Consider the following 15,140-nt stretch of genomic DNA (forward strand, 5'->3'; position numbering starts at 1 on the left):
TTAGAAGCAGCTGGTGTACAGAAATGCCCCTGTTGAGAGACAGGGGTATTTTTTTGCTTTTGCTTTTGCTTTTGCTTTTGCTTTGGCTTTTGCTCTGAGCTTGCAGCTTGCAGCTCACTAAACCCCAGCCCAAAAAAAACGGCCTCATCAAGAGGCCGTTTTTTTAGGGCTGGGGTTTAGTGCCGATCTTCCAGCTGGGTGATGTCACGCGACTCGTAGCCGGTGTACAGCTGGCGCGGGCGGCCGATCTTGTACGGGCTGGAGAGCATTTCCTTCCAGTGGGAGATCCAGCCCACGGTCCGCGCCAGGGCGAAGATCACGGTGAACATGCTGGTTGGAATGCCGATCGCCTTGAGGATGATCCCCGAGTAGAAGTCGACGTTCGGGTACAGCGAGCGTTCGATGAAGTACGGGTCGGTCAGGGCGATCTCTTCCAGGCGCATGGCCAGTTCGAGTTGCGGATCGTTTGTGATCCCCAGTTCCTTGAGCACTTCGTCGCAGGTCTGCTTCATGACGGTGGCGCGTGGGTCGCGGTTCTTGTAGACCCGGTGACCGAAGCCCATCAACTTGAACGGATCGTTCTTGTCCTTGGCCTTGGCGATGAACTTGTCGATGTTCGAGACATCGCCGATTTCATCGAGCATGGTCAGTACCGCTTCGTTCGCACCGCCGTGGGCTGGGCCCCAGAGTGCGGCGATACCGGCAGCGATACAGGCGAACGGGTTGGCACCCGACGAACCGGCCAGGCGCACGGTGGACGTGGAGGCGTTCTGCTCGTGGTCGGCATGGAGGATGAAGATCCGGTCCATGGCCTTGGCGAGCACCGGGCTGATCGGTTTGATCTCGCACGGGGTGTTGAACATCATATGCAGGAAGTTCTCTGCATAGGTCAGGTCGTTGCGCGGGTACATCATGGGCTGGCCCATGGAGTACTTGTAGACCATGGCTGCCAGGGTCGGCATCTTCGCCACCAGGCGGATCGCGGAGATTTCGCGATGCTGGGGGTTATTGATGTCCAGGGAGTCGTGGTAGAAGGCCGAGAGGGCGCCGACAACGCCGCACATGACGGCCATCGGGTGGGCGTCGCGACGGAAACCGTTGAAGAAGGTCTTCAACTGCTCGTGAACCATGGTGTGGTTCTTCACAGTGCTGACGAACTGGGCCTTTTGCTCTGCGGTTGGCAGCTCGCCGTTGAGCAGCAGGTAGCAGGTTTCCAGGTAGTCCGATTTCTCAGCCAGTTGCTCGATCGGGTAGCCGCGGTGCAGCAGGATGCCGTTGTCGCCGTCGATGTAGGTGATTTTCGACTCGCACGAGGCGGTCGACATGAAACCTGGGTCAAAGGTGAAACGGCCCGTGGCCGTCAGGCCCCGTACGTCGATTACATCGGGACCAACGGTGCCGGTTAAAATGGGCAGCTCGACGGGGGCTGCGCCCTCGATGATCAACTGCGCTTTTTTGTCAGCCATGTGGCCTCCTATTAATGCTTGGAATCATCAGACAGACCCCCCACGCAGGGCCCGCACCACTATAGTGAGATAAATCCGAATGTCAATTTGCCTAAAGTCTTGCTCCAGAAGGCTTTAACCGGACTTTTTCCGCGAAATTGCCTGCCGTTTACGCCTTTTGCGCCCTATGTGCAATGCGCTATTAGGGGAAGGTGAACGCGTTGTCATTAGTAGCCTAACTGTCTATACTCGGCCACCGACCGCCAGGGGCTTTTGGGCCTGCTTTCTTGGGGGTCGTCACTCCCTGGGTGGTGAGTACCTGACCAGTGCGCGCCCCAACAACTTTGCCCTGATTGTTAGGGGCTCTTCAGTGTGAAAAAAAAGCCGTGAAAAGCCAACGACCTGTAAACCTAGACCTAAGGACCATCAAACTCCCAGTCACTGCTTACACGTCCATTCTTCACCGTATCTCCGGTGTCATCCTCTTCGTCAGCCTGGCCATCATGCTTTATGCATTGGACAAGTCGCTCGATTCGGAAGAAGGCTTCGGTCAGGTGAAAGCGTGTCTGACCAGTCCGCTAGCCAAGCTAGTGATTTGGGGCATCCTGTCCGCCTTGCTGTATCACTTGGTTGCCGGTGTGCGCCACTTGATCATGGACATGGGCATCGGTGAGACGCTGGAAGGCGGCAAGCTGGGCTCGAAAATCATTATCGCCGTGTCTGCGGTGCTGATCGTTCTGGCAGGAGTCTGGATATGGTAACCAACGTCACGAACCTTTCGCGTTCGGGCCTCTATGACTGGATGGCCCAGCGTGTGTCTGCGGTCGTTCTCGCGGCTTACTTCATTTTCCTGATCGGATATGTCGTGGCAAACCCTGGCATTGGCTACGCCCAATGGCATGAACTGTTCGCAAACAACTGGATGCGTATCTTCAGTCTGCTGGCCCTTGTTGCACTGGGCGCTCACGCCTGGGTCGGCATGTGGACCATTGCGACCGACTACCTGACGCAAATGGCGTTCGGCAAGTCGGCGACTGCCGTACGTTTCCTTTTCCAGGCGGTATGCGGCGTTGCGATGTTCGCTTACTTCGTCTGGGGTGTGCAGATTCTCTGGGGTATCTGATCCATGGCTAACATTCCAACGATTTCTTTCGACGCCATCATTATTGGTGGCGGCGGTGCCGGCATGCGCGCTGCGCTGCAACTGGCACAGGGCGGTCACAAGACTGCCGTGATCACCAAGGTTTTCCCGACGCGTTCGCACACCGTTTCCGCCCAGGGTGGCATCACCTGCGCCATCGCTTCGGCCGACCCGAACGATGACTGGCGCTGGCACATGTACGATACCGTCAAGGGTTCCGACTACATCGGTGACCAGGACGCTATCGAATACATGTGTCAGGAAGGCCCGGCCGCGGTGTTCGAGCTGGACCACATGGGCATGCCGTTCTCGCGTACCGAGCAAGGTCGTATCTACCAGCGTCCGTTCGGTGGCCAGTCCAAGGACTACGGCAAGGGCGGCCAGGCTGCGCGTACTTGCGCGGCATCCGACCGTACCGGTCACGCACTGCTGCACACCCTGTACCAGGGCAACCTGAAAGCCGGCACCACGTTCCTGAACGAGTACTACGCCGTTGACCTGGTGAAGAACCAGGACGGCGCCTTCGTCGGTGTGATCGCGATCTGCATCGAAACCGGCGAAACCACCTACATCCGCGCCAAGGCCACCGTACTGGCGACCGGCGGTGCAGGCCGTATCTACGCATCCACCACCAATGCCCTGATCAACACCGGTGACGGCGTCGGCATGGCCCTGCGCGCTGGCGTGCCGGTACAAGACATCGAAATGTGGCAGTTCCACCCGACCGGCATCGCCGGCGCCGGTGTACTGGTGACCGAAGGTTGCCGTGGTGAAGGTGGTTACCTGATCAACAAGCACGGCGAGCGTTTCATGGAACGTTATGCGCCGAACGCCAAGGACCTTGCCGGTCGTGACGTCGTGGCTCGTTCGATGGTTAAAGAGATCATCGCCGGCAACGGCTGTGGCCCGAACGGCGACCACGTGATGCTCAAGCTCGATCACCTGGGCGAGGAAGTGCTGCACAGCCGCCTGCCAGGGATCTGCGAACTGTCCAAGACCTTCGCACACGTAGACCCGGTCGTTGCGCCGGTGCCGGTGGTTCCAACCTGCCACTATATGATGGGCGGCGTTGCCACCAACATCCATGGCCAGGCGATCACCCAGAACGGCGAAGGCGTGGACGAAATCATCCCTGGCTTGTTCGCAGTGGGTGAAGTGGCTTGCGTATCGGTCCACGGTGCCAACCGCCTGGGCGGCAACTCGCTGCTCGACCTGGTGGTCTTCGGTCGTGCTGCCGGCCTGCACCTGGAGAAAGCGCTGTCCGACGGCATCGAATATGACGATGCCACCGACGCCAACATCGAAGCCGCCCTGGCGCGTCTGTCCGCTCTGAACGAGCGTACCGAAGGCGAAGACGTGGCGACCCTGCGTCGCGAGCTGCAAAACTGCATGCAGAACTACTTCGGTGTGTTCCGTACCGGCGAATACATGCAGAAGGGTATCGCCCAGTTGGCGCAATTGCGTGAACGAATCGCCAACGTGAAGATCAACGATAAGTCGCAGGCGTTCAACACTGCCCGTATCGAAGCGCTGGAGTTGCAGAACCTGCTGGAAGTGGCCGAAGCCACCGCCATCGCCGCAGAAGTGCGTAAAGAGTCCCGTGGCGCCCACGCCCGCGAAGACTTCGAAGACCGTGACGACGAAAACTGGCTGTGCCACACCTTGTACTTCCCGGGTGAAAAACGCGTCGCCAAGCGTGCCGTGAACTTCTCGCCGAAGACTGTTCCGACTTTCGAACCAAAAGTCCGGACTTATTAAGGGTGACCGCTATGTTGCAAGTCAGTGTTTATCGCTACAACCCTGATCAGGACGCTGCGCCGTTCATGCAGGACTTCCAGGTCGATACCGGTGGTAAAGACCTGATGGTGCTGGACGTGCTGGCTCTGATCAAAGAGCAGGACGAGGGTTTCTCCTATCGTCGCTCTTGCCGTGAGGGCGTTTGCGGCTCCGACGGCATGAACATCAACGGCAAGAACGGCTTGGCCTGCATCACGCCGTTGTCGGCCGTGGTCAAGGGCAACAAGCTGGTGGTGCGTCCATTGCCAGGTTTGCCGGTTATCCGTGACCTGGTCGTCGATATGAGCATCTTCTACAAGCAATACGAGAAGGTGAAGCCATTCCTGCAGAACGACACGCCGGCTCCGGCCATCGAGCGTCTGCAGTCTCCGGAAGAACGTGAGAAGCTCGACGGTCTGTACGAGTGCATCCTTTGCGCTTGCTGCTCGACCTCGTGCCCATCGTTCTGGTGGAACCCGGACAAGTTCCTGGGTCCGGCCGCCCTGCTGCAAGCGTACCGCTTCCTGGCAGACAGCCGTGACACCAAGACGTCCGAGCGTCTGGCTGCACTGGATGACCCGTTCAGCGTATTCCGCTGCCGCGGGATCATGAACTGCGTCAACGTCTGTCCGAAAGGCCTGAACCCGACTAAGGCCATCGGTCACGTACGTAACATGCTGCTGCAAAACGGCGTGTGATTCAGCTGCTGTACCCGTAGAACCGCTGTACCCGTAAAGGCCAGGGCGCGGGCTTCAACCCGCGTCATGGCTATAACCAGAACAGCCGCTTACAAAGCGGCGGTTCTTATTTTGAAGAAATGAGACAAGCAGGGGCATCCGGGCTGGTACCCGGACTATCAGCGTGATCCTAAGTGGCTTGTTTTAGTCGCTGCACTCGGACTTCTGCAAGTTTGCTCGGTGTTTTCGCCGGTGGTGTTCCCCTAATCGAGGGTGACCAAGCATGCAAGAAAGCGTGATGCAGCGCATGTGGAACAGTGCCCACCTCTCCGGTGGTAACGCTGCCTATGTGGAAGAGCTCTATGAGCTCTACCTGCACGACCCTAACGCTGTGCCAGAAGAGTGGCGCACCTACTTTCAGAAGTTGCCGGCTGACGGTAACTCTGCCACCGATGTTTCGCACTCGACGATTCGCGATCATTTCGTGCTGCTGGCAAAGAACCAGCGCCGCGCTCAACCGGTGTCTGCCGGCAGCGTGAGCTCCGAGCATGAGAAGAAGCAAGTTGAAGTACTGCGACTGATCCAGGCCTACCGGATGCGTGGCCACCAGGCAGCCCAGCTTGACCCGCTGGGGCTGTGGCAGCGTCCTGCACCTGCAGACCTGTCGATCACTCACTACGGCTTGACCAATGCCGACCTTGATACGACCTTCCGTGCCGGCGACCTGTTCATCGGCAAAGAGGAAGCGAGCCTACGCGAAATTCACGAAGCGTTGCAGCAGACATATTGCCGCACCATCGGCGCTGAATTTACGCATATCACCGATTCCGAGCAGCGCCAGTGGTTCCAGCAGCGTCTGGAAAGCGTTCGTGGTCGTCCGACGTACTCCACCGACATCAAGAGCCACTTGCTCGAGCGCGTCACCGCCGGTGAAGGCCTGGAAAAATACCTGGGGACCAAATACCCGGGCACCAAGCGTTTCGGCCTGGAAGGCGGCGAGAGCCTGATTCCGATGCTCGACGAGCTGATCCAGCGTTCCGGTTCCTACGGCACCAAGGAAGTCGTCATCGGCATGGCCCACCGTGGCCGCCTGAACGTACTGGTCAACACCTTCGGCAAGAACCCGCGCGAGCTGTTCGACGAGTTCGAAGGCAAGAAGAAGGTCGAGCTGGGCTCCGGTGACGTGAAATACCACCAGGGCTTCTCGTCCAACGTGATGACCACCGGTGGCGAAGTCCACCTGGCCATGGCCTTTAACCCGTCCCACCTGGAAATCGTTTCCCCGGTGGTCGAGGGTTCGGTCCGTGCCCGCCAGGATCGTCGCAACGACCCGACCGGTGAGAAGGTATTGCCGATCTCCATCCACGGTGACGCGGCATTCGCCGGTCAAGGCGTGGTCATGGAAACCTTCCAGATGTCGCAGACCCGCGGTTTCAAGACCGGCGGCACCGTGCACATCGTGATCAACAACCAGGTCGGTTTCACCATCAGCAACCCGCTGGACTCGCGTTCCACCGAGTACGCAACCGACGTCGCGAAGATGATCCAGGCGCCGATTCTCCATGTGAATGGCGATGACCCGGAAGCCGTGCTGTTCGTGACCCAGTTGGCCATCGACTACCGCATGCAGTACAAGCGCGACGTGGTGATCGACCTGGTCTGCTACCGTCGTCGCGGCCACAACGAGGCCGACGAGCCAAGCGGCACCCAGCCGCTGATGTACCAGCAGATCGCCAAGCAGCGCACCACCCGTGAGCTGTATGCCGAGCGCCTGACCCAGGGCGGTGTCCTGGATGCTGCCCGCGTCCAGGAAAAAGTCGATGAATATCGCAACGCCCTGGACAACGGCCTGCACGTTGTAAAAAGCCTGGTCAAAGAGCCGAACAAAGAGCTGTTCGTGGACTGGCGTCCGTATCTGGGCCACGCCTGGACCGCTCGTCACGACACGCGTTTCGACCTCAAGACCCTGCAGGAATTGTCCGCCAAGCTGCTGGAAATTCCGGAAGGCTTCGTGGTCCAGCGCCAGGTTGCGAAAATCTACGAAGACCGGCAGAAGATGCAAGCCGGTGGCCTGCCGATCAACTGGGGTTACGCTGAAACCATGGCGTACGCGACCCTGGCGTTCGAAGGTCACCCGATTCGCATCACCGGCCAGGACGTAGGCCGCGGCACTTTCTCGCACCGCCACGCGGCGCTGCACAACCAGAAAGACGCCAGCACCTACATCCCGCTGCAACACCTGTACAAGGGCCAGCCACGTTTCGACCTGTACGATTCGCTGCTGTCCGAAGAAGCCGTCCTGGCGTTCGAATATGGCTATTCCACCACCGAGCCAAATGCCCTGGTGATCTGGGAAGCCCAGTTCGGCGACTTCGCCAACGGTGCCCAGGTGGTTGTCGACCAGTTCATCACCAGCGGCGAGCACAAGTGGGGCCGCCTCTGCGGTCTGACCATGCTGCTGCCACACGGTTATGAAGGGCAGGGGCCGGAGCACTCGTCGGCACGTCTGGAACGCTACCTGCAGCTGTGCGCCGAGCACAACGTCCAGGTTTGCGTACCGACGACTCCGGCGCAGATCTACCACCTGCTGCGTCGCCAGGTCATCCGTCCGCTGCGCAAGCCGCTGATCGTGCTGACACCGAAGTCCCTGCTGCGTCACAAACTGGCGATTTCCACGCTCGAGGACCTGGCCGAAGGCTCGTTCCAGACCGTCATTTCGGAAATCGATACCCTGGACGCGGCGAAGGTCACTCGCCTGGTCCTGTGCAGCGGCAAGGTCTACTACGACCTGCTGGAAAAACGTCGTGCCGAAGGCCGCGAAGACATCGCCATCGTGCGTATCGAGCAGCTTTACCCGTTCCCGGAAGAAGACCTGATGGAGGCCATCGCGCCTTACACCAACCTCACCCATGTGGTGTGGTGTCAGGAAGAACCGATGAACCAAGGCGCGTGGTACAGCAGCCAGCATCACCTGCGTCGCAGCATCGGCAACCATAACAAGGCCCTGGGCCTGGAATATGCCGGCCGTGATGCTTCTGCTGCACCTGCGTGTGGTTATGCGTCGATGCACGCCGAGCAGCAGGAAAAACTGCTGCAAGATGCCTTCACTGTTTAACGCCTTCGCGCTGACTGAAACCGAATTTTAAGGACCCACAGATAATGGCTATCGAAATCAAAGCCCCGTCATTCCCGGAATCGGTTGCCGATGGCACCGTTGCCACTTGGCACAAGAAACCAGGCGAGGCCGTCAAGCGTGACGACCTGATCGTCGACATCGAGACCGACAAGGTCGTGCTGGAAGTATTGGCCGAAGCTGACGGCGTGCTGGGCGCAATCGTTGCCGAAGAGGGCGCTACCGTTCTGTCGAACCAGGTCCTGGGCTCGATCGAAGAGGGCGGCGCTGCTGCTGCCGCTCCAGCCGCCGCTGCCGCACCGGCTGCCGCTCAGGCCGCCGCGCCTGCTGCTTCGGGCGAAGACGATCCAGTCGCCGCTCCGGCTGCTCGCAAACTGGCTGAAGAGAACGGCATCAACATCGCTTCCGTTGCCGGCACCGGCAAGGGCGGTCGTGTGACCAAGGAAGACGTGGTGGCAGCCGTTGCCGCCAAGAAAGCCGCGCCAGCCGCGGCGCCAACCAAGCCAGCCGCGCCTGCCGCTTCCGCGCCAGTGTTCGCTGCCGGTGACCGCGTTGAAAAACGCGTTCCGATGACCCGCGTTCGCGCCACCGTGGCCAAGCGTCTGGTTGAAGCCCAGTCGAACATGGCGATGCTGACCACTTTCAACGAAGTCGACATGACCGAAGTCATGGCGCTGCGTTCGAAGTACAAGGACCTGTTCGAGAAGTCCCACAACGGCGTACGCCTGGGCTTCATGTCGTTCTTCGTCAAGGCTGCCACCGAAGCGCTGAAACGCTTCCCGGCCGTCAACGCGTCGATCGACGGTTCCGACATCGTCTACCACGGCTACGCCGATATCGGTGTTGCTGTTTCCAGCGACCGTGGCCTGGTGGTTCCGGTACTGCGCAACGCCGAACTGATGAGCCTGGCCGAAATCGAAGGCGGCATCGCCACCTTCGGCAAGAAGGCCCGTGACGGCAAGCTGTCCATCGAAGAAATGACCGGCGGTACGTTCACCATCACCAACGGTGGTACATTCGGTTCGATGATGTCGACCCCGATCGTCAACCCGCCACAAGCGGCTATCCTGGGCATGCACAACATCCTGCAACGTCCGATGGCGGTCAACGGTCAGGTCGTGATTCGTCCGATGATGTACCTGGCTCTGTCCTACGATCACCGCCTGATCGACGGCAAAGAAGCCGTGACGTTCCTGGTCACCATCAAGAACCTGCTTGAAGATCCGGCTCGTCTGCTCCTGGATATTTAAAAAAGCAGCTGCAAGCTGCAAGTGGCAAGCCTCAAGCTCAAAGCGAGCAAGGACGGCTTCCACTTGCAGCTTGCGGCTTGAAGCTTGCAGCTAAAAGGAACCTTTTATGACTCAGAAATTCGACGTGGTAGTGATTGGTGCGGGCCCTGGCGGCTACGTAGCGGCCATCAAGGCTGCGCAACTGGGCCTCTCCACTGCCTGCATCGAGAAATACACCGATGGCGAGGGCAAGCTGGCTCTGGGCGGTACCTGCCTGAACGTCGGCTGCATTCCATCCAAGGCGCTGCTGGACAGCTCCTGGAAGTACAAGGAAGCGAAAGAAAGCTTCAACGTTCACGGTATCTCTACCGGTGAAGTGAAGATGGACGTTGCCGCGATGGTTGGCCGCAAGGCCGGCATCGTCAAGAACCTGACCAGCGGTGTTGCCACCCTGTTCAAGGCTAACGGCGTGACCTCGATCCAGGGCCACGGCAAGCTGCTGCTGGGCAAGAAAGTCGAAGTGACCAAGCCGGACGGCTCGGTAGAAGTGATCGAAGCCGAAAACGTCATCCTGGCACCAGGCTCGCGTCCAATCGACATTCCACCGGCTCCGGTCGACCAGAATGTGATCGTCGACTCCACCGGCGCCCTGGAATTCCAGACTGTACCAAAACGCCTGGGCGTGATCGGCGCTGGCGTGATCGGCCTCGAGCTGGGTTCGGTATGGTCGCGCCTGGGCGCTGAAGTGACCGTGCTCGAAGCCCTCGACACCTTCCTGATGGCCGCTGACACCGCGGTTTCCAAGGAAGCGCTGAAAACCCTGACCAAACAGGGCCTGGACATCAAGCTGGGCGCTCGCGTGACCGGTTCGAAGGTCAATGGCGAAGAAGTCGTGGTGACCTACACCGACGCCAAGGGCGAACAGACCATCACCTTCGACAAGCTGATCGTTGCGGTCGGCCGTCGTCCGGTGACCACCGACCTGCTGGCTGCCGACAGCGGCGTGGAAATCGACGAGCGCGGCTTCATCGCGGTCGATGACCATTGCGCTACCGCCGTACCGGGCGTGTTCGCCATCGGTGACGTGGTTCGCGGCATGATGCTGGCCCACAAGGCATCCGAAGAAGGCATCATGGTTGTCGAGCGCATCAAGGGCCACAAAGCCCAGATGAACTACGACCTGATCCCATCGGTTATCTATACCCACCCGGAAATCGCATGGGTTGGTAAAACCGAGCAGGCCTTGAAAGCCGAAGGCGTTGAAGTTAACGTCGGCACCTTCCCGTTCGCAGCCTCCGGCCGTGCCATGGCAGCCAACGATACCGGCGGTTTCGTGAAAGTCATCGCCGATGCCAAGACGGATCGCGTATTGGGTGTTCACGTGATTGGCCCAAGCGCTGCCGAGCTGGTACAGCAAGGCGCGATCGGCATGGAATTCGGCACCAGCGCTGAAGACCTGGGCATGATGGTCTTCTCCCATCCGACCCTGTCTGAAGCCTTGCACGAAGCGGCCCTGGCCGTAAATGGCGGCGCCATCCATGTGGCCAACCGCAAGAAGCGTTAATAGACAATAAGAAACCACGGCGGTATGGCCCGTCGTGAGCCTTGCGAGCAAGACTCACCGCGGAATATCCGCTGGACGCAGCCTTGCGTAGCGACACCGGTTCACCGGAACGCTACGCAAGCAGCAGTCACAGGTGGTGCGGCACCACAACGGTGCAGCACCGAATGCGCAGTACCTAACGAAGACGGTAATAAGCATGAATCTTCACGAGTATCAGGGTAAGCAGCTGTTCGCTGAGTACGGCCTGCCAGTATCCACCGGCTACGCGGTAGACACCCCGGAAGCGGCAGCAGAAGCTTGCGACAAAATCGGCGGCAGCGAATGGGTTGTCAAAGCCCAGGTTCACGCCGGTGGTCGCGGTAAAGCGGGCGGCGTCAAGCTGGTTCGCAGCAAAGAAGACGCCAAAGCCTTCGCACAGCAGTGGCTGGGCAAGCGTCTGGTGACTTACCAGACTGACGCCAACGGCCAGCCAGTCACCAAGATCCTGGTTGAATCGTGCACTGATATCGCTAAAGAGCTGTACCTGGGCGCGGTCGTTGACCGTTCGAGCCGCCGCATCGTGTTCATGGCTTCCACCGAAGGTGGCGTGGACATCGAGAAAATCGCTCACGATACCCCTGAGAAAATCCTCAAGGCCACCATCGATCCACTGGTTGGCGCACAGCCATTCCAGGGTCGCGAGCTGGCATTCCAGCTGGGTCTGGAAGGCAAGCAGGTCACTCAGTTCGCCAAGATCTTCGTAGGCCTGGCCAAGCTGTTCCAGGACCACGACCTGGCGCTGCTGGAAGTGAACCCGCTGGTGATCAAGGCCGACGGCGACCTGCACTGCCTCGATGCCAAGATCAACATCGACGCCAACGCCATGTACCGTCAGCCTAAGCTGAAGACTTTCCACGATCCGTCGCAAGACGATCCGCGCGAAGCGCACGCTGCCAAGTTCGAACTGAACTACGTAGCCCTGGAAGGCAACATCGGCTGCATGGTCAACGGTGCCGGCCTGGCCATGGGTACCATGGACATCGTCAACCTGCATGGCGGCAAGCCAGCCAACTTCCTCGACGTGGGCGGCGGTGCTACCAAGGAACGCGTTACCGAAGCGTTCAAGATCATCCTGTCCGACACCAACGTCGCTGCAGTACTGGTCAACATCTTCGGCGGCATCGTTCGCTGCGACATGATTGCCGAAGGCATCATCGGCGCCGTGAAAGAAGTCGGCGTGAAAATCCCGGTTGTTGTTCGCCTTGAAGGCAACAACGCTGAGCTGGGCGCTAAAGTACTGGCAGAAAGCGGTTTGAACATCATCGCTGCTACCAGCCTGACCGACGCTGCTCAACAAGTCGTTAAAGCTGCGGAGGGCAAATAATGAGCGTCCTGATCAATAAAGACACCAAGGTTATCTGCCAGGGTATTACCGGTTCGCAAGGTAGTTTCCACACCCAGCAAGCCATCGAATACGGCACCAAGATGGTTGGCGGCGTAACACCGGGCAAGGGCGGCACCGAGCACCTGGGCCTGCCAGTGTTCAACACCGTGAAAGACGCTGTAGCCGCCACTGGCGCCACCGCCAGCGTGATCTACGTTCCAGCTCCTTTCTGCAAGGACTCCATCCTTGAAGCAGCGTTCGGCGGCATCAAGCTGATCGTTTGCATCACCGAAGGCATCCCGACCATCGACATGCTGGAAGCCAAGGTCAAGTGCGACGAGCTGGGTATCACCCTGATCGGCCCTAACTGCCCAGGCGTGATCACTCCAGGCGAATGCAAGATCGGCATCATGCCAGGTCACATTCACTTGCCAGGCAAGGTCGGTATCGTGTCCCGTTCCGGCACCCTGACCTACGAAGCTGTGAAGCAGACCACTGACGCCGGTTTCGGTCAGTCGACTTGCGTCGGCATCGGCGGTGACCCGATCCCAGGCTCGAACTTCATCGACATCCTGAAGCTGTTCCAGGAAGACCCGAAGACCGAAGCGATCGTCATGATCGGTGAGATCGGCGGTTCGGCTGAAGAAGAAGCCGCTGCCTACATCAAGGCCAACGTGACCAAGCCGGTTGTTTCCTACATTGCTGGTGTGACTGCTCCTCCGGGCAAGCGCATGGGCCATGCTGGCGCAATCATCTCTGGCGGCAAAGGCACTGCAGACGAGAAGTTCGCTGCGCTGCAAGACGCAGGCGTAAAAACCGTGCGTTCGCTGGCAGACATCGGCAAGGCCCTGGCCGAGCTGACTGGCTGGGAAATGAAGAAGTAAGCTACGGCTGACCTTTTCGTTCCAGCAACAAAGGCCACCTCCGGGTGGCCTTTGTCGTTTCTGGGGCCACAGAAGCAAGGTTTTTGGGGTGCAGTCCACTCTGTGGGAGCAAGGCTTGCCCGCGATGGCATCAGCTTGATCTGACAGATAGAACTGGGTCGCCTGCATCGCGGGCAAGCCTTGCTCCCACAAAGCCTTGCTCCCACGGATAAATGCCCTCGCCACAGGGTCCTGCGCAGGAAAAATAGATACGTAAACGCGACACGGGAGCGTCGTGCATCGGATAGTTTGCCCCTTTACAGTGCGTTTTATCGCCAAATTCGTTAGGCTAGCAGCCATTTTTGCGATCGCTGCCCAAAAGGAAGCGCCGCGCTAAACGGGTCGGTCCCATACGGATCGGCAGCATTTCCCTCTACCCTCGGGGAAATCCCTCTCTAAATTCCGATTCAGTAGTGTGGTTTCCTTAATGAAAGTGTTGAAAGGCCAGGACATCCTGGCGCTTGGTTTCATGACATTTGCCCTGTTCGTCGGGGCTGGCAACATCATCTTCCCGCCTATCGTCGGTTTGCAGTCCGGGCCCCATGTCTGGATGGCAGCGCTGGGCTTCTTGATCACCGCGGTCGGGCTGCCGGTCATCACGGTCGTTGCGTTGGCCAAGGTCGGTGGCGCAATGGATGCCCTGAGCAGCCCCATCGGTAAAATCGCCGGTGGGTTGCTGGCGGCGGTGTGCTACCTGGCAGTCGGCCCGCTGTTCGCCACGCCACGTACCGCCACCGTTTCGTTCGAAGTCGGCTTGGCGCCTCTGACCGGCGAAAGCCCGCTGGCGCTGTTCCTCTACAGCGCGGTGTATTTCCTGCTGGTGTTTTTCATCTCGCTCTACCCGGGCCGCCTGCTGGACACCGTCGGACGTTTCCTTGCTCCCCTGAAGATCATCGCCCTGGCCGTGCTCGGCATCGCTGCGTTTGCCTTGCCGGCCGGCGATATCGGCGTGGCCACGCCTGAATACGTGGCGGCGCCGTTTTCCCAAGGCTTCATCAATGGCTACCTGACCATGGATACCCTGGGCGCCTTGGTGTTCGGCATTGTCATCGTCAATGCGATCCGCTCCCGGGGCGTCGAGTCGCCGGCCCTGATCACCCGCTACGCGATCATCGCCGGGCTGATTGCCGGGGTGGGCCTGGCGCTGGTCTACGTCAGCCTGTTCCGCCTGGGTTCGGGCAGCCATGAAGTGGCCGCGGGTGCAACCAATGGCGCCGCCGTGCTGCACGCCTACGTGCAACACACCTTCGGCAGCCTGGGCAGCGGTTTCCTGGCGGTGCTGATCTCCCTGGCGTGCCTGGTGACTGCGGTCGGTTTGACCTGCGCCTGCGCGGAGTACTTCAGCCGCGTGTTGCCGCTGTCCTACAAGACCTTGGTGGTGATCCTGGCGGCCTTTTCGCTGCTGGTGTCCAACCTGGGCCTGACCAAGCTGATCGCCTTCTCGATTCCGGTCCTCACCGCGATCTACCCACCGTGCATCGCCCTGGTGGCCCTGAGCTTCTGCAAGGACTTCTGGCATGAGCAGGGGCGCATCGTCGGCCCGGTGATGCTGGTGTCGTTCCTGTTTGGCCTGATCGATGCGCTCAAGGGCGCGGGGCTGGCGGACTGGATGCCGACGCAACTGGCTCACTTGCCGCTGAGCGAGCAAGGCCTGGCCTGGCTGGTGCCTTCGGTGATGACCCTGGCGGTCGCGGTGGTGTGTGATCGCCTGCTGGGCAAGCGCAGCGAAGCGTTGGCCTGATCTGCTTCACGCAGGCCCGCCGATAAAATCGAAATGCCCCGTATCAATCGATACGGGGCATTTTTTTTGAGTGCGGTGTCTTTTTCCATGAACTAACGTCGAAAGGCTTACACATATCTTTGTGGGAGCGGGCTTGCTCGCGAATGCG

Annotated in this window: 11 protein-coding genes; 10 read left to right on the forward strand and 1 reads right to left on the reverse strand. The window is 59.6% G+C overall.

What is annotated here, in order from left to right:
• Window positions 1-176 precede the first annotated feature (176 nt).
• A complete protein-coding gene (gene gltA, locus J3361_RS11685; RefSeq protein WP_207964739.1) occupies window positions 177-1,466 on the reverse strand; it encodes a citrate synthase in 1,290 nt (429 codons plus the stop codon).
• A 365-nt stretch (window positions 1,467-1,831) separates the two neighbouring features.
• Between gltA and sdhC the strand changes: the two genes are divergently transcribed.
• The 10 genes from sdhC (at window position 1,832) to brnQ (ending at window position 14,992) form a co-directional block, all read left to right on the forward strand.
• Entirely contained in the window at window positions 1,832-2,206 is a 375-nt protein-coding gene (sdhC, locus tag J3361_RS11690) for a succinate dehydrogenase, cytochrome b556 subunit (RefSeq protein WP_003179220.1), read from the forward strand.
• Complete coding sequence (sdhD, locus tag J3361_RS11695) at window positions 2,200-2,568, forward strand: succinate dehydrogenase, hydrophobic membrane anchor protein (protein ID WP_030138327.1); 369 nt, start codon at window positions 2,200-2,202, stop codon at window positions 2,566-2,568. The genes sdhC and sdhD overlap by 7 nt, the downstream gene beginning before the upstream one ends.
• A 3-nt stretch (window positions 2,569-2,571) precedes the next feature.
• Window positions 2,572-4,344 (forward strand): succinate dehydrogenase flavoprotein subunit, encoded by a 1,773-nt coding sequence (gene sdhA, locus J3361_RS11700; protein ID WP_053123969.1) that lies wholly within the window; start codon window positions 2,572-2,574, stop codon window positions 4,342-4,344.
• 11 nt (window positions 4,345-4,355) lie between these two features.
• Window positions 4,356-5,060, forward strand: a complete 705-nt coding sequence (locus J3361_RS11705) for a succinate dehydrogenase iron-sulfur subunit (protein ID WP_207964740.1) — start codon at window positions 4,356-4,358, stop codon at window positions 5,058-5,060.
• 262 nt (window positions 5,061-5,322) lie between these two features.
• Window positions 5,323-8,154: a 2-oxoglutarate dehydrogenase E1 component gene (locus J3361_RS11710; RefSeq protein ID WP_207964741.1), complete on the forward strand. Its 2,832-nt coding sequence runs from the start codon at window positions 5,323-5,325 to the stop codon at window positions 8,152-8,154.
• A gap of 44 nt (window positions 8,155-8,198) precedes the next feature.
• Entirely contained in the window at window positions 8,199-9,422 is a 1,224-nt protein-coding gene (odhB, locus tag J3361_RS11715; protein ID WP_207964742.1) for a 2-oxoglutarate dehydrogenase complex dihydrolipoyllysine-residue succinyltransferase, read from the forward strand.
• A 106-nt stretch (window positions 9,423-9,528) separates the two neighbouring features.
• The gene (gene lpdA, locus J3361_RS11720) at window positions 9,529-10,965 is read left to right on the forward strand and encodes a dihydrolipoyl dehydrogenase (protein WP_207964743.1); all 1,437 of its coding nucleotides are present in this window, start codon (window positions 9,529-9,531) and stop codon (window positions 10,963-10,965) included.
• Window positions 10,966-11,161: 196 nt separating this feature from the next.
• Entirely contained in the window at window positions 11,162-12,328 is a 1,167-nt protein-coding gene (gene sucC / locus J3361_RS11725; protein ID WP_003179235.1) for an ADP-forming succinate--CoA ligase subunit beta, read from the forward strand.
• On the forward strand, window positions 12,328-13,212 hold the full coding sequence (gene sucD, locus J3361_RS11730; protein ID WP_003179236.1) for a succinate--CoA ligase subunit alpha: 885 nt from the start codon (window positions 12,328-12,330) through the stop codon (window positions 13,210-13,212). Before sucC ends, sucD begins: the two co-directional genes overlap by 1 nt.
• Before the next feature lie 466 nt (window positions 13,213-13,678).
• The gene (gene brnQ, locus J3361_RS11735; RefSeq protein WP_053123957.1) at window positions 13,679-14,992 is read left to right on the forward strand and encodes a branched-chain amino acid transport system II carrier protein; all 1,314 of its coding nucleotides are present in this window, start codon (window positions 13,679-13,681) and stop codon (window positions 14,990-14,992) included.
• The last annotated feature ends 148 nt before the right edge of the window (window positions 14,993-15,140 follow it).

This window comes from Pseudomonas sp. OA65 (assembly GCF_017498305.1).
GTDB lineage: Bacteria > Pseudomonadota > Gammaproteobacteria > Pseudomonadales > Pseudomonadaceae > Aquipseudomonas > Aquipseudomonas zanjanensis.

Bases quoted from the DNA above. Each gene is read 5' to 3' on its own strand.
- gltA (WP_207964739.1), bottom strand. From the start codon at position 1,466: ATGGCTGACAAAAAAGCGCAGTTGATCATCGAGGGCGCAGCCCCCGTC.
- sdhD (WP_030138327.1), top strand. From the start codon at position 2,200: ATGGTAACCAACGTCACGAACCTTTCGCGTTCGGGCCTCTATGACTGG.
- sdhA (WP_053123969.1), top strand. From the start codon at position 2,572: ATGGCTAACATTCCAACGATTTCTTTCGACGCCATCATTATTGGTGGC.
- J3361_RS11705 (WP_207964740.1), top strand. From the start codon at position 4,356: ATGTTGCAAGTCAGTGTTTATCGCTACAACCCTGATCAGGACGCTGCG.
- J3361_RS11710 (WP_207964741.1), top strand. From the start codon at position 5,323: ATGCAAGAAAGCGTGATGCAGCGCATGTGGAACAGTGCCCACCTCTCC.
- odhB (WP_207964742.1), top strand. From the start codon at position 8,199: ATGGCTATCGAAATCAAAGCCCCGTCATTCCCGGAATCGGTTGCCGAT.
- lpdA (WP_207964743.1), top strand. From the start codon at position 9,529: ATGACTCAGAAATTCGACGTGGTAGTGATTGGTGCGGGCCCTGGCGGC.
- sucC (WP_003179235.1), top strand. From the start codon at position 11,162: ATGAATCTTCACGAGTATCAGGGTAAGCAGCTGTTCGCTGAGTACGGC.
- sucD (WP_003179236.1), top strand. From the start codon at position 12,328: ATGAGCGTCCTGATCAATAAAGACACCAAGGTTATCTGCCAGGGTATT.
- brnQ (WP_053123957.1), top strand. From the start codon at position 13,679: ATGAAAGTGTTGAAAGGCCAGGACATCCTGGCGCTTGGTTTCATGACA.